19 protein-coding genes are annotated in these 18,603 nt (G+C 41.7%); 7 read left to right on the plus strand and 12 right to left on the minus strand.

Annotation, left to right across the window (positions count from 1 at the left end; genetic code table 11):
• Nucleotides 1–31: 31 nt before the first annotated feature.
• Complete coding sequence (locus V7K84_RS03645; protein WP_334836469.1) at nucleotides 32–2,065, plus strand: DMT family transporter; 2,034 nt, start codon at nucleotides 32–34, stop codon at nucleotides 2,063–2,065.
• 221 nt (nucleotides 2,066–2,286) lie between these two features.
• Here the strand turns inward: V7K84_RS03645 and V7K84_RS03650 are convergent, their stop codons facing one another.
• The 6 genes from V7K84_RS03650 to V7K84_RS03675 form a co-directional block, all read right to left on the minus strand.
• A complete protein-coding gene (locus V7K84_RS03650; RefSeq protein ID WP_334836472.1) occupies nucleotides 2,287–3,828 on the minus strand; it encodes an ArnT family glycosyltransferase in 1,542 nt (513 codons plus the stop codon).
• 151 nt (nucleotides 3,829–3,979) lie between these two features.
• Nucleotides 3,980–4,159: a hypothetical protein gene (locus tag V7K84_RS03655; RefSeq protein WP_334836474.1), complete on the minus strand. Its 180-nt coding sequence runs from the start codon at nucleotides 4,157–4,159 to the stop codon at nucleotides 3,980–3,982.
• Complete coding sequence (locus V7K84_RS03660) at nucleotides 4,149–4,382, minus strand: hypothetical protein (protein WP_334836476.1); 234 nt, start codon at nucleotides 4,380–4,382, stop codon at nucleotides 4,149–4,151. The genes V7K84_RS03655 and V7K84_RS03660 overlap by 11 nt, the downstream gene beginning before the upstream one ends.
• A 100-nt stretch (nucleotides 4,383–4,482) precedes the next feature.
• Nucleotides 4,483–4,956 carry a hypothetical protein gene (locus V7K84_RS03665; RefSeq protein WP_334836478.1) on the minus strand — a complete coding sequence of 158 codons (474 nt, stop codon included), beginning with the start codon at nucleotides 4,954–4,956 and terminating at the stop codon, nucleotides 4,483–4,485.
• 80 nt (nucleotides 4,957–5,036) lie between these two features.
• Entirely contained in the window at nucleotides 5,037–7,325 is a 2,289-nt protein-coding gene (locus V7K84_RS03670; RefSeq protein WP_334836480.1) for a PhoD-like phosphatase, read from the minus strand.
• Nucleotides 7,326–7,696: 371 nt separating this feature from the next.
• Complete coding sequence (locus tag V7K84_RS03675) at nucleotides 7,697–9,088, minus strand: malic enzyme-like NAD(P)-binding protein (protein ID WP_334836482.1); 1,392 nt, start codon at nucleotides 9,086–9,088, stop codon at nucleotides 7,697–7,699.
• Between the two features lie 687 nt (nucleotides 9,089–9,775).
• On the opposite strand from V7K84_RS03675, the gene V7K84_RS03680 reads away from it, so the two are divergent.
• Genes V7K84_RS03680 through V7K84_RS03690 form a run of 3 tightly spaced genes read left to right on the plus strand, consistent with a single transcriptional unit; the run spans nucleotide 9,776 to nucleotide 11,357 of the window.
• Nucleotides 9,776–10,126, plus strand: a complete 351-nt coding sequence (locus V7K84_RS03680; protein ID WP_334836484.1) for a YtxH domain-containing protein — start codon at nucleotides 9,776–9,778, stop codon at nucleotides 10,124–10,126.
• Nucleotides 10,127–10,137: 11 nt separating this feature from the next.
• Nucleotides 10,138–10,677, plus strand: coding sequence for a DUF948 domain-containing protein (locus V7K84_RS03685; protein ID WP_334836486.1), 540 nt, complete (start codon nucleotides 10,138–10,140; stop codon nucleotides 10,675–10,677).
• Nucleotides 10,674–11,357 carry a hypothetical protein gene (locus V7K84_RS03690; protein WP_334836488.1) on the plus strand — a complete coding sequence of 228 codons (684 nt, stop codon included), beginning with the start codon at nucleotides 10,674–10,676 and terminating at the stop codon, nucleotides 11,355–11,357. Before V7K84_RS03685 ends, V7K84_RS03690 begins: the two co-directional genes overlap by 4 nt.
• A 34-nt stretch (nucleotides 11,358–11,391) precedes the next feature.
• On the opposite strand, the gene V7K84_RS03695 is transcribed toward V7K84_RS03690, so the two are convergent.
• The 3 genes from V7K84_RS03695 to V7K84_RS03705 form a co-directional block, all read right to left on the minus strand.
• Nucleotides 11,392–11,502 (minus strand): hypothetical protein, encoded by a 111-nt coding sequence (locus V7K84_RS03695; RefSeq protein WP_334836587.1) that lies wholly within the window; start codon nucleotides 11,500–11,502, stop codon nucleotides 11,392–11,394.
• Nucleotides 11,503–11,519: 17 nt separating this feature from the next.
• Nucleotides 11,520–11,705 carry a hypothetical protein gene (locus tag V7K84_RS03700; protein WP_334836489.1) on the minus strand — a complete coding sequence of 62 codons (186 nt, stop codon included), beginning with the start codon at nucleotides 11,703–11,705 and terminating at the stop codon, nucleotides 11,520–11,522.
• A 124-nt stretch (nucleotides 11,706–11,829) separates the two neighbouring features.
• Nucleotides 11,830–12,150 carry a DUF2281 domain-containing protein gene (locus tag V7K84_RS03705; protein WP_334836492.1) on the minus strand — a complete coding sequence of 107 codons (321 nt, stop codon included), beginning with the start codon at nucleotides 12,148–12,150 and terminating at the stop codon, nucleotides 11,830–11,832.
• A 360-nt stretch (nucleotides 12,151–12,510) separates the two neighbouring features.
• Here V7K84_RS03705 and V7K84_RS03710 point away from each other — a divergent pair, with 360 nt between their 5' ends.
• From V7K84_RS03710 to V7K84_RS03720, 3 genes are all read left to right on the plus strand, one after another.
• Entirely contained in the window at nucleotides 12,511–13,317 is an 807-nt protein-coding gene (locus V7K84_RS03710) for a TPM domain-containing protein (protein WP_334836494.1), read from the plus strand.
• 105 nt (nucleotides 13,318–13,422) lie between these two features.
• A complete protein-coding gene (locus tag V7K84_RS03715) occupies nucleotides 13,423–14,052 on the plus strand; it encodes a precorrin-8X methylmutase (protein ID WP_334836496.1) in 630 nt (209 codons plus the stop codon).
• A gap of 101 nt (nucleotides 14,053–14,153) precedes the next feature.
• Complete coding sequence (locus V7K84_RS03720) at nucleotides 14,154–15,566, plus strand: right-handed parallel beta-helix repeat-containing protein (protein ID WP_334836498.1); 1,413 nt, start codon at nucleotides 14,154–14,156, stop codon at nucleotides 15,564–15,566.
• A gap of 193 nt (nucleotides 15,567–15,759) precedes the next feature.
• Here the strand turns inward: V7K84_RS03720 and V7K84_RS03725 are convergent, their stop codons facing one another.
• From V7K84_RS03725 to panB, 3 genes are all read right to left on the minus strand, one after another.
• Entirely contained in the window at nucleotides 15,760–16,446 is a 687-nt protein-coding gene (locus V7K84_RS03725; protein WP_334836500.1) for a phosphate ABC transporter permease, read from the minus strand.
• A 17-nt stretch (nucleotides 16,447–16,463) separates the two neighbouring features.
• A complete protein-coding gene (gene dapB / locus V7K84_RS03730; protein ID WP_334836502.1) occupies nucleotides 16,464–17,300 on the minus strand; it encodes a 4-hydroxy-tetrahydrodipicolinate reductase in 837 nt (278 codons plus the stop codon).
• A 490-nt stretch (nucleotides 17,301–17,790) separates the two neighbouring features.
• Nucleotides 17,791–18,570, minus strand: a complete 780-nt coding sequence (gene panB / locus V7K84_RS03735; RefSeq protein WP_334836505.1) for a 3-methyl-2-oxobutanoate hydroxymethyltransferase — start codon at nucleotides 18,568–18,570, stop codon at nucleotides 17,791–17,793.
• Between the last annotated feature and the right edge of the window lie 33 nt (nucleotides 18,571–18,603).

Here is an 18,603-nt window from a genome sequence, read left to right on the forward strand (position 1 = left end):
TATCTATGAGAAGTTGCATTTAAATTTCCTAATGAGTGTATTTAATCAAACGAAGATAGCGATCGCTTCATTATTTCTAGGTGTAGGTGCCATATCTTTTGGCTCTATTTTTATGAAATTGAGCGAAATTGAACTCAGCCCCAGTGCTACTGTATTTAATCGCCTTTGGCTTGCTAGTGTGGTCTTCTTGCTCTGGCATGGATACAAGGCAATATGGCAGCGATTTTCTGGAGACAAACCTGTAGAACAGCAGCCCTACACCAGTCAGGATATTTTGCTATTGCTAGGTGCTGGTATTCTTTGGGCTGCCACCTTAGTTTTGTTGGCTTGGTCGCTGACTCAAACTAGCGTTGCAATTTCTAGTGTGTTGCATAATTTGGCTCCCATATTTACTAGCTTAGGAGTGTGGCTGTTATTTCGTCAGGGTTTTGAGAAGCAATTCCTGATTGGCATGGTCATCGCCCTTGGGGGAGCGATCGCTATTGAATTTGAGGAGTTGCAAATTGCCACAGATGAGGTTCAAGGAAGCTTGGCTGCGATCGTTTCGGCGATTTTATTGAGTGCCTACCTGCTGATTGTAGAGAAATTACGAACCAAATTTTCTCCAGCTACAATTCAATTGTGGATCTGCGCGATCGCGGCTCTAGCTATTTTCCCCATACTTTTGTTAACTCAAGATCGGCTTTTCCCCTCTACAGTCGGTGGGTGGATCTGGGTAATTTTCCTGGCGCTGACTTGCCAAGTTTTAGGTCATGGGCTTTTGACCTATAGCCTTGCTAGGTTTTCCTCTGTAGTTGTCTCCTTGGTACATCTGTTAGAGCCAGTTTTTAGCGGCATTTTCGCTCTGATAATCTTTTCAGAAAAATTAACTTTCTCGAATTGGGTAGGTTTCGCTGTAGTTTTAATGGGTTTATACTTAGCCGTATCTAGCCAAGCTGCTGTTAATTACCCGTTCCAGGAATCAGTCAAAAATATAGTTAACACTTTCGTTAAAAGTATGACGATTAAACTGTCATTACTAAAGCAACAATTCTCTGAAACACCAGCTTTATTAGGAACTGTCTCATTATTGTTTGCTCTAATTCCCATATCTTTAGCACCATCTCTGACCAAATTGTGTCAACAAGAAATTGGTGCAAATGCTGTAGTATTTCATCGCAGTTGGATTGCGACAGTTGTCTTTGGTTTGTGGAATGGACTTGAGGCTTTCCGCTACCAAAAATCTATTGAAGGTGGCAGGAGTCAGGTGGTCACTGAGCAACTTGCCTTGAGTGAAGTCGAAAGAAGTCAAAGTGAGGCAGGATATAGTATTACTCCTGACTTGCTTGATAACCAATCTATAGAACAAAAGCCTTTTACAAGTCAAGAAGTGTGGCTATTGTTGGCAATGGGAACCTCTGCTGGAACCTACCTTCTATTGTGGGCTTGGTCGCTGAGTCAAACTAGTGTTGCCAACGTGGCTTTACTGTCTAATTTGAACTCCTTATTTGTTGCTTTGGCTGGGTATTTGTTATTTGGTCGGCGTTTCGACAACAGATTCGTGATTGGTCTGGTCATAGCCTTGGGAGGAGCGATCGCGTTTGAACTCAATAAGGTGCAATTTGCAAGCGATCAAATACTAGGTGATGCATTAGCATTGCTAACTGCGGTTTTCATGGCTGCGTGTATGCTGCTGATAGAAAGACTCCGAACCAGATTTAGTACTGCAACTATCATGCTGTGGCGCTGTGGAGTGACAACAATGTTTCTACTACCAGTGCTACCATTTCTCGAAAATAGACTATTCCCCTATTCCTGGACGGGTTGGTTTTTCATCATTTTCCAAGCTCTTTTCTGTCAAGTGCTGGGTCAGGGACTTTTAGCTTATAGCCTCAGTAGAATATCTTCAGGCGTTGTCGCCGTCACACTTCTTCTAGAACCAGTTCTAGCTTCCATTTTTGCTTGGTTCATTTTTGCAGAACAAGTAGGTTTGTTTGACTGGGCTACTTTTGCCGTAGTTTTAGCGGGTATCTATCTAGCCCAATCTAGTCAATCGATTCTTCAAGTAACAAACGAAGGCTCGTAGTAGAATGACGGTACCCGCATTTCTCACAAGCTTCAGGCGTTTGATGATGAGTAATGAGTAATGAGTAATGAGTAATGAGTAATAAGCATATTGCAACAGGTGCAATACCAGTGCAAGAACTTGTAGATTCTTACTCATTACTCCTTACTCACTACTTATTACTCCTCCATTCAAGGTGTGGTGAGAAATCCGGGGGTAGTAAACAAAGATAAGCTGTTACACTATGGTGAAATCAGTGTAAATCCTTGAGCCGATCCGATAATTTTACTACCAGTTAAATTAATTTGCTGCAAAGCCCCATTGTCTAACAGTAAATAAGATTTATTAGATAACATTTGTTGTAAAGTTGGCACAGGTGCAGTAGTTACCTTGCAATCACAGTAAAAGTTTAAACTGGGACGCCCATAAGCAAAAGAAGTATAAATTTGTGTTCCTGTTGAAACATTTGCCCGAATTAATTCTGCTACTGGTTTAACTGGAAAAGCTTCCTTTAATTCCCAAATCCATGATTGCGAACTCATTAACAGTGCTAAAACTAAGTACATCCCAGAAAATAACACTGGAATAAAGTTGCGATCGCGTTGTCTAATTAGCCATACTGTGATGCTCATGCTTATTGCCAAAACAATGCTCATGACTATTAAAGTAGGCTCTTTCTTTGCAAGAATAAAGTAAACGCAACCTCCTAAACCAGCAACAGCAATAATAGCCAGAAATATTGTCAAACTTCGCACCTTAAAATGATCGTACTGCCAAATTTCGCTAAGTTTAGCACCTATTGCCAAAGCTAAAAATGGATATACAGGCATAACATACCACGGGAGCTTAGTTGTCATTAAAGAGATAGTTCCTAAGTAAATAATTGTGCCAATAATAATTAAACTACCCCAGGAAGTATGACGTTTTTTCCAAGCTAGATAAAAACCTCCTGGTAAAAATAATAGCCAGGGAAAACTATACTTAATTAACTCAATTAAATAGTACCAAGGTGGCCCCCTATGACCTTCAACAGGTTGTGTAAGGCGATCAAAGGTTTGTGTTTGAAAGTTCACTTGGAAGAAAGTTTCGCCATAATGTTGCCATTGGGCAACAAACCAAGCGATCGCAGGTGCATTTCCTAAAAACATTCCCACTAATAAATAGGGGCTTGTTAACAAAGCAAACTGCCGATCTGCAATCAGGAATAAACAAGCGATCGCTCCTAGCGGTAAAACTATCATCCCTTTCGTGAGAATGATTAACCCTAGACAAAATCCCACACCTAGAGCATACCGACGATTATGACGTGCTTTTAGCAAACAAAATAACAGCAGCAAGAAAAAGGTAATAGTTGCACCATCTAGCATTGCTAGCCTTCCATGACGCAGCACAGGCAACATTGTCAGGTAAACTAAAGCGCTAAACAGAGCTGGTAAACTTTGGTTAAAAAGCAAACATCCCACTAAGTAAAGCAAAGGCACTCCCAAGGCAGTTAACACTGCACCCGGTAGACGCGTTGTCCACTCATTCACACCTGCGATCGAGTAAGTCCAAGCAATTAATAAGTGCATCAGGGGTGGCTTATTATGATAGGGTTCTCCTCCCAATGTGGGATAAAGCCAATGCATTGAACCAAATGGGGCACGCCAAATTTCACGGGCAACCTGTGCCACAGTACCTTCATCCCAATCTCGCAAGGGGGAGTTTCCCAAAAATATCAGCCATAGAAATAGAGATATTACCAGTAGGCTAAATAACCATTCTTTTTCTCGGAATAGACGCATATCTAAAAATTGCTAAATTTTGTAAGTATCTTGGATGAAGATTTGAGATTTTCTTCTCCTAAAATAGATACTCAGGCTGATAATACTCGGAATCCAATCGTAAATCTGATGGAAGCTGTGAGTAATTAACAATGCTCCAAACTGCCAAAGTTCAACCCTCATTTTGCTGAAACTGGCTTAGTAACCAAGCGCAAACTTCAGACTGACTTATTTCACGACTTCGGCGTAAGGCTTCTTCTAAAATTGCAATTACCAACCCAGGTAATACCTGTGATTCTTGAATACGTTTACTGCCTCGATCTGCGATCGCTCTCAAAGTCTCAACTTTCAACCTCTGAACTCGGAAGTTGCACCTTTTTACTCGAACGTTGAGCCTCTGAACTCGGAACTTCGACCTTTTTACTCGAACGTTGAGCTTCTGAACTCGGAAATTGCACCTTTTTGCTCGAACGTTGAGCCTCTGAACTCGGAAGTTGCACCTTTTTGCTTGAACGTTGCGCCTTTGAACTCGGAAGTTGCACCTTTTTGCTTGAACGTTGAGCCTTTGAACTCAAAAAATAAAGCTCAGAACTTGGAATGTCGTGCTTTTAACTCCAACATCCAAATTCTGAGCCTCAACGTTGCACATTTTAAGTGCAAATAGTCAACTATTTTCTACAACGCTGCTTTTTGAGACTTGGATTTTCCAGGTTTACGAGCAAATCGTTGTCCCATTTCTACAACTACTGCATCTAAACCCGCGCCCTGTCCACTGGCTTTTGCGTAGTTATACACCTGTAACGCGGCTGCATAAGCTTCACTACCGACTGCAAGAGATGTATCATCTACCAACTCTTGTAACTGCGTCAACGACAACAACACCGGATACAACGCTTCAAATAATTGCACGTCCTTCTGCATCTCTTCTAAGTCAAACGATCGCGGTAAAAACTCTGGATTCTGCGCCGCCACCTCTAATGCTTTGCTGACAAAGGCTCGACTCTTATCTCCCATCTTGGGTAAAGTCTTGCGATCGTCGGCACTCAAATCAACCAAAAATGATAGCTTTTCTTTAATCGTGGCGATCGCTTGCAATACAGCATCTCTGTCTGTTTGTGCCAACGTTGCACTAATTGGGGTCGTAGACATAGAAATCACTCTCTAGTAAGTTTTTTCATCTAGAGTGCCCACATATACAATCAAAATTTTCATTCGCAGAGCAAAGCTGGTCATTTTAACAATGACTGATTGGGCGTTAACTGGCTCTCAAAACGGCTGTAAACAATTTGGGTTGGATACCAACAAGAAAACCAGTACAAATCTTGAATAACTTTGCAAGAATTACTCTCATCTGCTAACTCAAAGTGAACCAGAGCTAAATTATTCAATCCAACTACCTCTCGTCCCTCTTGAAACCAACGAGATTTCCAAAAAATCAGGGGTTGTAACCATTTCCATTTGGCATTTTCGGCCCGTTTCCAAGGAGCTATCAAGGATAATATATCTGCTGTGTAGGTAGAAGTCCGAACGCTGTTTCGAGGTATCCACTCTAGTACACAATGCCAGTCAGAGTCATTCAGCAGCTGACGATTATGGTGTAATTGTTTATCGGAAATTTCTACCATATTGGGTGGGTTGCTCCAGCCGATCCAATGTCGTACCTGTTCTGGGAGGAGCCAATCTTTCAATCGTGTATGAATCAGCCGCGTCAACATCTCTTCATTCTTCAATGCACTAGCGGTTAACTGTACTAAGACAGATTGTAATTTGGAATGGGTGCGTGCATAAGATAAGTGAGCAACAGAACTGTAGTGAATATCCCCAGATAGAATCACGACTTGTTGACGTTCCTCAAACAAAGTAGTTAGGAATTTCGCCAATGCTTCAACATTAATATTCCAGGCATCTCCAACATCTGTTGAAAAAACTTTCTCCTGTTTTAAGTGCCAATGATGAATCCAATCAATCACTTGTAATCCAAATACATTTGTGGGCGCAATCACAAATGTAGTTTTAATCTGAGTTTGTTCATCTATTTCTTGTAAAGGTAAAAGTAGTTGTTGCTCAAAGGCTTTGGGACACAACAGCATCGGTGGGGCAATTGGTTTTTGATCGGCTGGATAACCTCGCCATGTACGTGTATCCAGCACAATTACTTCATGGCAATCGCTGCGGACTATGTAATGCCAAGTCAGCGCTTCAGGATCTCGATCCAGAATAAATACTGAACCGTCTCGGACTAAAACAGGTAAACCTGTGTGGGGATCGTTGGCTGGCATTCCTACATAACGAGCGATCGCCTCATCAGCCTTTGCATCCATTCCTTGAGAAGCTGACCAAGCTTGTGCAGCCGCCAACAGCTTTTCACCTGGTTTTCCTTCTGCAAATTGCTCTGGTGTATTGCCCCATCCTTGAAATACCGTATAGGCTAACAATGCATTTTGGACTATTCTTCGCCCTAATGGCCGCCCCAGCACTCGCAAACACCAAGCTTGGTTCAAATTCCAGTCATCACTAACATCATGGTCATCAAAGATGCTGTGCATGGGGATATTGGCAAGGGCGCGGCGCACTTTCCAAAGCGTATAAATGAATTGTCGCAAATGCTTGACTGCGCGATTCCAGTCTTTGATAGCATGGCGATCGCGTGTTACTTGTTGTCCTTTGGGAAATTTTGTCGGCCAGCACACTGGCGACCAAGCTAGTAAATAAGTAGCGTAATATTCACCCAGACTGAAAAGATGACTGTTGACTTTCTCAGCTTTATTATGTAATCCTGCGGTCAAACCAGCTTGATTTGTCGCAGCATCAGCCCGTTCTCCCGGGGGTAGCTGCTGGGGAGTACAGTACACTCCATTCACCGGAAGTTGTTCTTCCCAACCCAAGAGGACATCACCAAGCGTAGTGGCAACCCACAACGACGGATCTGCTACATCATCTCCATAAATTTGATCTCCCGTGAGAAACAGCTGGTGAGGTCGGTGCTGGGGTTGATTTGCTGATGCCTGAATCATAGTATCGAGAATTGGCAATGCATCAAACCCATGACCATGAGGTTTACGGCACGAAGCATGGACAATTTGCAAATCTTGAAGACGGTTTGGCGGTAGAGCAAAGGTTGGTTTTTGATGATCGAAGTAGCTGATGCTAACTGTAGGAGAGGAGTTTGAACATAATGCTTGTTGCAGAGTTTCCGTGGTTTGGTCAGCAACAGTAAACTGGAGGTCGTATGCATAGATGCGATCTCCAGTTAGGCGATGTCCAATTGTAGACCGAGCCGCGATCGCAACTATATGAAGATACTTACCCAAAGCAACACTAGAACGTTCCCCTGACAATAAGCAATTTCCTAGTGCTTCACCATCATTTGTTGTGTCATAAACCTTAAGTTCTACCTGACAAGATTGTTTTAGTGCCACCCATACTGTCACCGACTCTGGCTCAGTATGTTTGAGGATTGGCCCGGCTAAAATCAGTGGTAGTTCTTGTAAAAACTCGTCCCCAACTTGATACTTCATTGCAAACAGTTGACATGATGGTGTTTTAGATGTGTTACTTTGCTCCTAAATTGGTAGCCCCAACTCATCTAATCACCAATCATGCATCAATTCTCATCTGTTTAACATCAGTTTATAGCGCAAATTGATTGCAGCCTAAAAGTTCAGGGACGGACAAGATGCCCATCCCATAAGAGTAATTATTTTAGTTGAAAAGAAAGAATTCAGGAGTCAGAAGCCAGAATACCCTTTCAGGGAAGCAAGCTACAGAATTGAATTGGAGCGTTTGAATAAACGGTGAAACATCGCACCAAATTTTGAATTTAGTAGTGACTGGTCTAAGTCTCCAATGGAAAAGCATTCTGAATTCTGAATTCTGAATTCTCTTTTAATCAATTTTGCGCGATACCTTCTTCACGCGCGGCACGTTGCACAGCAGCAGCAACAGCAGTGACAACACGCTCATCAAAGACTGAAGGAATAATATGTTCCCGATTCAAGTCTGAAGGCTTGACTAAAGAGGCGATCGCACTTGCGGCTTCGAGGTACATTTTGATGGTAATTGTCTGTGCCCGACAATCTAAAGCACCACGGAATACCCCAGGAAAAGCAAGGACGTTATTGATTTGATTTGGGTAATCACTGCGACCGGTCGCGATGACAGCAACATCTTGACTGATTAATTCTGGCTGAATCTCTGGAATCGGATTTGCCATTGCAAACACAATTGGATCTTTGGCCATCGATTGCACCATTTCTGGTGTCAAAACTCCTGGTGCGCTGACTCCAATAAACACATCTGCCCCTTGCATTGCACCCGCCAATGTACCCTGACCTTTCACAGCAAACTCAAGTTTTTCTTCTGTCAAATCGGTGCGATTGTTAGAGATAATCCCTTTAGAATCGCACATCCAGATTTTTTCTGCCCCAGCTTTACGGAGTAACCGAGCGATCGCCACTCCCGCCGCTCCAGCACCGTTAATCACAATCTTGATTTCTGCTAAGGATTTATGTACCAGTTTCAAAGAATTAAATAACGCAGCCAAGGTGACAATTGCTGTACCATGCTGGTCATCGTGAAAAACGGGGATATCTAACTCTTCGCGCAATCTTCTTTCAATTTCAAAGCAGCGAGGTGCAGCGATATCTTCTAAATTCACCCCTCCAAATACTGGAGCGATATTCTTAACTGCCTGGATAATTTCTTCTGTATCTTGGGTGGCGAGACAGATGGGAAAAGCATCCAGCCCTGCAAATTCCTTGAATAGCATTGCTTTGCCTTCCATGACTGGTAAGGCGGCAGCTGGGCCGAGATTTCCCAAACCCAAAACGGCGCTACCATCGGTAACAATGGCAACAGTGTTTTGTTTGATGGTTAACTTGTAAACTTCCTCTGGGTCTTGAGCGATCGCAGTACAAATTCGACCGACTCCGGGCGTGTAAGCCATTGCTAAATCAGACACACTCTTCAGGGGAATTCTACTGGTAATGCTGATTTTGCCACCGCGATGCAAATTAAAGGTGCGATCGTAAACACTGAGTAACTTAATATCTGGCAATGCTTTGACTGCTTGCACAATGGTTTCAGCGTGTTCAGTACTAGCAGCATCCACAGTAATATCGCGGGTGGACTCTTTGCGGGTTTGCTCGATTAAATCAATTTGACCGAGATTACCACCACAGGTTGCGATCGCATGTGTTACCGACGCCAACATCCCTACACGATTGGGAATCTGCAAGCGCAGTGTCAAACTAAAACTAGAATTAGGAGTTAGGTCTGCCATGTTGATTTTGGATTTTAAGTTTTAGATTTTATATTGAATTGAGACAAAAACTAAAATCTGAGATTTGTAATCTGTAGAAACACAATGTATGTAAACTTTTGGGATAATCATCAGTAGTTAGTTTACCCACTGCTTACAGTTTTGATAATTATTTTTATTTATACCAATGCATTTACTAATATAAATGAGTAACAATTTAGTAATTGTACCCAAATACACCAGATATTTTTTTATATTTTATCTATGTAAATATTTATATAACTATAGCTTCATGATAAAAACAGCGCCCTCTATACGGAGAGCGCAGTGAATTTTAACTTACAATTAACCGTTAATTACAGGTGCGTAGGCGTAGCCCGCACAACTCTTGGAGACGCTGCGCGTAGCTTGCTTCCACGTTCGCGGAGCGTGCCGTAGGCAAGTGGTACGGCTGCGCTTAGTGAGTGACCGTTGTAGACATCATTGCTACTGGTACTGCCTCACCGGCTGCCAAATCCAGCGGGAAATTATGAGCATTGTGCTCGTGGATTACTTCTATACCGAAATTGGCTCAGGTATTGGTATTAATGAATAAAAGCAACTTTTCTGGCTGATATTTTGTCACCATAGATTAACTGAATAAAATCAGTTGAGTCTTACAAGGGGAGAAAACCCACCTAAAATGGGTGTAAGGAGAGAAACAATAAGATGTCTAATAACCGTTCTGGAGTATTTATTGGCGGTTTGATGCTGGGAGCTACTATCGGTGCTTTAACCGGTTTGCTGGTGGCTCCACGCACAGGGCGCGAAACGCGTAAAATTTTGAAAAAATCTGCTAATGCTATCCCAGAATTGGCAGAAGACTTATCAATGAGTGTGCAAATTCAGGCAGATCGTCTCTCTGCTAGCGCACTGCGAAACTGGGATGAGACTTTAGATAGATTACGGGAAGCGATCGCAGCAGGTGTAGATGCCAGTCAGCGAGAAAGCCAAGTCTTGAAGCGACAAACATCTGTTGAAGACTCAGATTCGCTTCCCCAGCCATTAGAACGCTCATAAATGACATAACCGTGATTGAACCCCTGTTTTGGTTGGGACTTTCTTTACTTTTAGTCGCCACAAGCCTGACTGCGGTTTTAGTGGCGGCGATACCGGCTTTGCAGGAGTTAGCACGCGCGGCTCGCAGTGCAGAAAAGCTATTTGATACTCTCTCGCGGGAGTTACCACCCACCTTAGAAGCTATCCGCGTGACTGGCTTAGAAATCACTGACTTAACTGATGATGTCAGTGAAGGTGTAAAAAGTGCTGGTCAAGTCGTGAAGCAAGTTGACCAAAGTCTTGATAGTGCAAGAAAACAGGCTCAAAATCTACAAGTAGGTACGCGCAGCATCTTTATTGGCGCGAAAGCTGCTTGGAAAAACTTCACGCGCCAAAAACCCGTAAGGCGGACGAGCGATCGCTTGCCAAACAATGAAAAACCACCACTAACGTTGCGAGAACGAGAAGTGCTGAGGCATGAAAATCGTCGGAGCAAAGCAGAAGTGTACCGCGCTAATGACGGTTATAACGAGGCTGCTAGCTGGGAAAACAATTTTGATGAGGAAGATTGACCAAACAAAAAAAGGGCATTGGCCATTGTTATCTTCCTTGTTGCGGTGTTAAAGTGTGGTATTTCATCAGTTTAAAAAAGCCATTTGTGTTTATGGATAAACTTTGGCATTGTATTCAGCAATTTGGGAAAACGGGTGAAGCATATTTGAATCAAGCGGTCTTTTTAGGAGAAATGTGCTTGTTTCCAAATTTTTGTCATGAACCAAGGACATACGAGGTTGTTTGCAAATTTGTAAATAGCGTGAATAGCCAATATAAATCTTGGGACAGTTCGATAGGGGATTTATTTGTATTTGCAAAACCTAGCCGATATTGCAGTTTTGATAAAGGCTGCATTCGCACTCGTAATGTTGTCAATTTGTGTGATTTTGGTAAATATTTATATCCAGAGGTAGGAAATATACTGGATACACATTATTGGGATGAATTAGACATTTATCGTCGAGCAGAATATTTTAGTCAAGATAAATTTGAGGAGTTCATAAATTCTAGGTTTAGGAACGAGCCTGATTTTAAAATTTTCTTTGAGACAATAATACAAAGAATGTTCCACAAATCCAATCATGAAATTACTTTTTATTCTCTTGTTAATGACCGGAATGAGAACACAGCCTTTGCACCATATATTTTAATTGGAGATAGCTGTATTTTAACTATAGCTAAACGATGGGTACTGTAAAGGTAATTATGCAGCTATTACTCTATGCTATACATTAAACCCAAGATGACAGCGAAAAGCTTCTCACCTGTTGAATTCGCAAAAAGTCACTATCACTGGAAACAACAGTTAAATTATTTTGAAGTGCAATAGCAGCTATCCAAATGTCATTTTCATCAAAACCTAATCAACAATTTTAGTTTTTCGCTGCTTATTTTTATCTTTGGGTGCAAATTTATCGAATAAAGCTACTTTAATTTGACCGTAAATTGTTGCTGTTTCTTCTGTTATGTGGTATACACGAATATCTTTTAAAAATTCTGTCAAGCGAACCAGATTATTTTCCTTGCGTTGGGATTTTTCCATCATGAATGTCATTTAACCCTGGACAATTACGCAAGTAGCAATGTTATTTTCTCAAACTTCGTTCACGCGACGGATAACATTTGGCTCACCTAAAATAATCGCACTACAATAATATCAAGTAAATAGATTATTCAAATAGGTTGTCGTCATCAAATTTAGCTTTACCACGGTTATTATATACTGCTTGAAGGGATTCTTCAAAGTCGTCACCTTCCCAAGTGCCAGCGTGTCGAAGGATGGAGCGTCCAGAAGCAGGACGGTATGTAAGTTGTTCTTTATCAGTAGAAGTTTCTGTAGAATCCCTTAAAGGGATAAGTTTAAGCGTATCTGATTCTAAGTCCTTTTGTGTATATTTAACCTTAATAGAACGGATCAAATCGAGTGCTTCTGCTAGCAACTCCGGCGGTAAAGTTTCTATTTCTTGGATTAATAATTCTTTGTTAGTCATCTCTCACCTCTAATTATTCCCCTTTTATTGTATGGGGAACTCTGCTATGGCTTAGTCAATTTTGAGTTGTTAAAAACTTTGACGATAATAATTAAAAAGAGGGTAGATGATTCTAGTGTCTATAGCCTCCTCCCCTCTCCCCAGACACGATTATCATTTTAATTCAGGATGTTTTGAGTATTTTAACTAGTTGACAAAAATCGCGTTTTGCTTTACGAGATTTCCACACTCCCCAAAAACCTTTTGCTTTGATCCCCTAGATTAGAGTAAAGTAAACAAGTGTAAAGAACTATCATTTTTCTAGTACTCTTTTAAAACAACTTGTTCGCTTTTACCGTTAATATTTGTATAAAAACGTCCATGCAATCTTGTTTTTGGCGACGAATTCTAGTATCTATTGCAGTATTTTTCCTGGCTGGGTCAATTTGGGTGATGCATTCTCCCCCAGCACTGGCTTATGACAATCCTGAGTTACTTCCTGACACCTTTACTCCAGTTGTAGATTTAGCTAAATCTTTGCCTGTACTGCAAGAAGAAAAGCTTGTCAAAGATTTAGAGCAGTTTGAATCTGATACGGGCTGGAAACTGCGAGTATTGACCCAATATGACCGCACCCCAGGTCGTGCGGTTATCAAATATTGGGGTTTGGATGACAAAAGTATTCTACTAGTTGCCGATTCTCGTGGCGGTAACATCCTCAGTTTTAGCGTCGGCGATGCTGTTTATGAACTTTTACCCCGGACTTTTTGGATAGAACTGCAAACCCGCTTCGGTAATTTGTATTTTGTCCGCGAACAAGGCGAAGACCAAGCCATTCTGCAAGCCTTAGAATCGGTTAAAGGCTGTTTGCTCAAAGGGGGTTGCAATGTTGTCCCCGGACTGCCACGAGAGCAATGGATTCTCACCTTGATTAGCTCAGTTATTGGTGGGGTGATTTGTGGATTTGCAGCTCAACCCCGCGATAAAGGCCAAGTTTTTGCTTGGCAATGGGCTTTAATTTTCTCACCTTTGTGGGGAATCTTGTTTATTGCCTTCGGCATTGGGCCAGTTGTGACACGTACAAGCGACTGGTTGCCTTTGGTTCGCAATATCTCTGGGTTTCTCATTGGCGTCTTGGTTGCTTATCTATCTCCTATTTTCAGTCGGTCTTCTTCTAGTAATGAGTGAATAGTTAGGAGTGAGTAGTTTAATTAACTTATAACTCCTAACTCCTAACTCTTAACTCTCTGAAGCTGATAAGCTGAAAGCTAATATTTGAGAAGCTCAACAAAAATGGAATGGCACGTAACTGATGCTCAAAGTTTAGCAATCATTGATAGTGAAATTGGCGATCATGTCTTTTCACCCGCAGAGTATGAGATTGTGCGTCGGGTAATCTACGCCACGGCTGACTTTGAGTATAAGTCTTTGATTCGCTTTTCTGAGCGTGCCTTGCAAGCTGGAGCAGCAGCGCTAGCCGCACGTACCACGATTGTGGTAGATGTCCCGATGGTACAAGTAGGTATTGCTTACGATATTCAAAATACCTTTGCGAATCCAGTGTATTGCAGCATGGAAGCTCTCACACGCCCTCAAAAAGAAAAAACTCGCGCAGCATGGGGAATAGAAACCTTAGCAAAGCGTTATCCAGAGGGCATTTTTGTGGTGGGTCAAGCGCAAACGGCACTGACTGCACTGGTGGATTTAATTGAAGTTGAGGAAATTAGACCTGCTTTAATAATCGCAACTCCAGTGGGATTTGTAAATGTTGATGAAGCTAAAGAGCGTTTACAAGACTCTCTAGTGCCTCACATTATAATTGACAACCGCAAAGGTAATGCAGTTGTAGCAGCTGCGATCGTTGATGGGTTGGTAGACTTAGCTTGGCAAGCCTATGGACAAGATGGAAATCGGGGGAGCTAGGAAAGTCGGCTCTATTGTATTTTGTATCCAAAAGAGTATTCATCAATCATTGAATATCCTGATATTTTTGTTAAGTCGTGCCGTTCAAGGAGCCTTTTCTTGTGGTAATTCAAGGTTTCAGTTTAAGCGCATATCTTGCAATTCCTGTGGTATTAAGTCTTCTAACTGATGGAGAAGGAATAAAAGTATCTTTAGTTAAAAATGTTCATCAGGTATCTACTCACAAGGAAATGCTCCTATCCAGCCGCGAGCTAATCAGTATTAGGGCAACTCCAAAAACATACTATGTTAGTGGTGCTGGAAATGACACAAATAGCGGAGTCTCTACTTCATCCGCCTTTAGAACAATTCAAAAGGCAGCAAATCTGACTAACCCCGGCGATACAGTATTGATTATGAACGGAGTCTACAGGAATGCAAAATCAAGTGGGGACGTAGTATCTATTACTCGCTCTGGAACAGCAAATGCATGGATTAAGTTTAAAGCATATCCTGGACATCAACCGAAAATTCAACACAATGGATGGCAGGGAATTTTTATTCACAAGGGAGCGTCATATATTGAGATAAATGGGTTGGAGGTGATAGGAAACAATGCCAACATAACCCTTGATTATGCGATAAGTCAGAAAACTAACAAATTAAACCCGCTAACGAATGGAAACTGCATTAACGTAGATGGACGAAAAGATGGTCATAGTCACCATATACGTATTGTCAACAACAAGGTACATGGGTGTGGAGGAGCAGGCATTTCCGCTATTCAATCGGACTATGTGACAATAGATAATAACGAAGTGTTCAATAATGCCTGGTATAGCGTTTATGGTAACAGTGGCATTTCGGTATTGAGCAGTTGGAATTTTGACAACAAGCGGGGATACAAAGTGTTTGTTACTAACAACAAAACCTACAACAATCGTATGTACATCCCTTGGATAGCAGTTGGAAAGATCACAGATGGTAATGGCATTATTATCGATAGTACAAAAAATGATGAAAACCCAAAACTGGGTGTATATAAAGGATACACTTTAGTTAAAAATAATCTTGCATTTAATAATGGTGGATCGGGTATTCATGCATTTTTAAGCGAACATGTTGATATTGTAAATAACACAGCTGTTTTAAATAACCAGAGTCCAGAACTTAATGGCGGGCAAATATTTGCTCATACATCATCTGATGTCAGAATTCTTAGGAACATTCTTTATGCTTTTCCTGGAAAAAATATTAATAATAAGACTAAAAATAAAAATGTTATTTATGATTATAATATCTACATTAATAGTTCTAAAATAAATGTTAAAGGCTCTCACGATATTGTTGCAGGCTCACAATTTTTAAGCAAGTATCCTACTCTAGAAAAAATATCCGGCGATTGGAAATCGCGGTTAGATAAACAAAATCCGCCAACACGACCTTATGTAGAACCTAAGTCGGCAGGTTTTGCCTGCGGGACAGTGACTTATCGTTTGCAAGGAAAACTCATCCAAGTGGGATGCTCTCGTTAGCAAGAAAGCAGGAGAGATTTATCCCGAATCTAAATGCTCGAAGCTCCGGGACGACCATTGAGAAGTTTTGCGATGCCGAGATATTTGCGATATTCGGCTCGTAATTATTAAATTACTCGCACCCTGCGTAAATGCAGGGTGTAGGCCTATCTATTGCACGTTTCTGAAAGAGAAGCTTATACTGATTACCTCTTCAATCCTCTACTCTACGACGCCGCCGACGCGGCTTTTGTTGTTGGTCTTCACGCAAGCGGCGACCGACTTCGTTAAAGAAATCCCGCCGCAGATAAGGATAATCGCTAACCCACAAGTTACGATTGGGAAAGTATATATCGCTGAATTCATCAATACTGCTCAAATCTGGGCGATTTGACATCACTACCATTTCTGCAATTTGACCGCGAGTAATAACTTTGTGGGCAGGACGCAATGGTGCTACAAATTCAATGGTAAATCCTGTGTCATCACCTATCTCTAAGTTTATCTGTTTTTCTCGGTTTTCTATAATCACCAATTCGCCTTTGTTGTTGACTGTTTCGGTTTTACCCATCAACTGGTCTGTAATCCACCAATCTAGGACTCGACCACGGAAAAAGCCGCCGTACTTGTAACGGCGGCATTGTAAATTCCGCATACTTGCTTGAAACACTGGATACCACAGCCAAAAAAAAGCGCTAATTACCCCTAGCACAAATACTATTGAAGCAAACTCAAGCTTGAAAACAACTGTTGCAATTAAAATAACAACTACCGCAACTACAGAAATTAACAGCCGTTGCAAAAAATTTGAGAACTTTCCCCAGTAGTACTTATACTGCAAACCAGTGGCAATTAGGGGGACAACTTGTTCAAATTTCTGGCGAGTCAGTGGTACTAACATTAGTGCTGAGAGTGTGTTTAAAGTATCTTTTCTAATCCATATACTAACGACTTTAGCGCTAAGACTTTGCGAATCGCTACTAGCACTCCTGGCATATAACAAGCGCGATCGCTCGTATCATGTCGTAAAGTATAAATCTGTCCGGCTGCGCCAAAAATCACTTCTTGATGGGCAATCAATCCCGGCAAGCGCACGCTATGAATTCTAATCCCTTCATCTGCGATACTTCCCCTCGCTCCTGCTAATTTCTCCGTTTCTTCTACAACAGCAGGGTTAAAAGTTTTACCCAATTCTCCTAATAACTGCGCCGTTTGAATTGCAGTACCACTGGGTGCATCAGCTTTTTGGTTGTGATGCAGTTCGATAATTTCCACATGGTCAAAATATTTTGAGGCTGCGATCGCAGCTTGTTGCAATAGCACCATCCCAATGGAAAAATTAGGAATAATTAGACAACCAGTGCTAGCTTTGTCGGCAAAATCTGCCAAGTCTTGAATTTGTTCTGGACTTAAGCCAGTGGTGCCGACTACTGGACGAATACCGTAAGCGATCGCACTGCGAATATTGTCATAAACTGAATCGGGATGGGTAAAGTCTACAATCACCCCTGGAGGAGACTGTCTGTCACCAGCCACATACCCCAACATCGGTTCTAATTGATTGGTAATCGGCACTTCCAAAGGTTCGCTTAAACCCGCCAACTCCCCGGCATCTTTATCTTGATGTTCTAAACTGTAGTCAATTGCACCCACTAAGTTTAAGTCAGGCGCTTGTGCCACCGCCTTAACCACCTCACGGCCCATTTTGCCAGCAGCACCGTTGACAATAACCGGGATAGGAGCTTGATTCGTCATAGGTCGAGAAATACTTTTTGAGTCAACAAGGGAATTGTAAAGACTTTCGCGATCTAGTAGCTAGCTTCTCAAATCTCTGGCTTAATTCCACCTACCCTGAATTGTGCAGCTAATAGCTTAGTTTTTATACTCACCAAAAGATCGGTTCTCCTTTTCATTGCACTATCTTACCCAGTAACCCGTTTCATTTGCTGATGTACTGCTTTGATAAGTATTCCTTATCAAATATATCAACCTTTGTTTGTCAAGTCTAGTTGACTATTTGTAATATTATTGTTATATTTATTTACATAACTTATCAAAGCCCCAAAGTAAGCTGCATATTTAAAATTGCACCTTATCTATTACCTATCTAGTTTTGGTTGCATTGGGTGTTAACTAAGAAAAACAGACTTCGGTTTTAAAATATCCCATCGACATTTGGACTTCTCCCATCTACCTCGGCTATCAAGTCGGGGTTTTTTATGTTCTCGATTAGCAGCTCATTTCTTTAACTTTTCTCAGGAAACTTTCGCTCTCGCACTTCCACGGCATAATCTTGCACAGCTTTGGTAATCGTCTCGCGCAAATTTGTGTAAACTTTGGCGAATGGTGGATGCTTTTCTGCCAGTCCAAGGACATCTGAAGTAACTAAAACTTGTCCATCGCAGTGAATTCCCGCACCGATACCAATTGTGGGAATACTTAATTTTTGCGAAATCTGCATTGCCAAATCTGCGGGTATATGCTCTAACACTAGAGAAAATACACCAGCTTGTTCGAGAGCGATCGCTTCTTGTAAAATCCTCTCACTGGCTTCTTGCGTCTTACCTTGTTGGCGCAAACCCAGTTGATGTATTGATTGTGGTGTCAAACCTACATGACCCATGACCGGAATTCCAGCTTGTACTAGACGAGCCACAGTTTCGGCCATTGCTGGATAGCCACCTTCCAATTTTACCGCTTGAGCGCCGGTTTCCTTTAGTACCCGCCCAGCTGAGTGCATGGCTTGTTGCAGACTTTCTTGATACGTCAAAAAAGGTAAATCTACAACTACTAATGCCCGTTTAACCCCACGGCGCACAGATTTTGCATGATAGATAATTTCATCCAAAGTAATTGGCAGTGTTGTTTCATACCCTAGAACTACTGCCATAGAGTCACCCACGAGGATTAAGTCTACACCAGCTGCATCGAGGAGTTGAGCGATCGCATAATCCCAAGCGGTCAACGCGACAATTGAACGTCCCTGTTGTTTCCATTGAATTAATTGCTGGGTAGTGATTGCCATTGCCAATTTTAGATTTTAGATTTTGGATTTTGG

Source organism: Nostoc sp. (assembly GCF_036917315.1).
Classification (GTDB): Bacteria; Cyanobacteriota; Cyanobacteriia; order Cyanobacteriales; family Nostocaceae; genus Nostoc.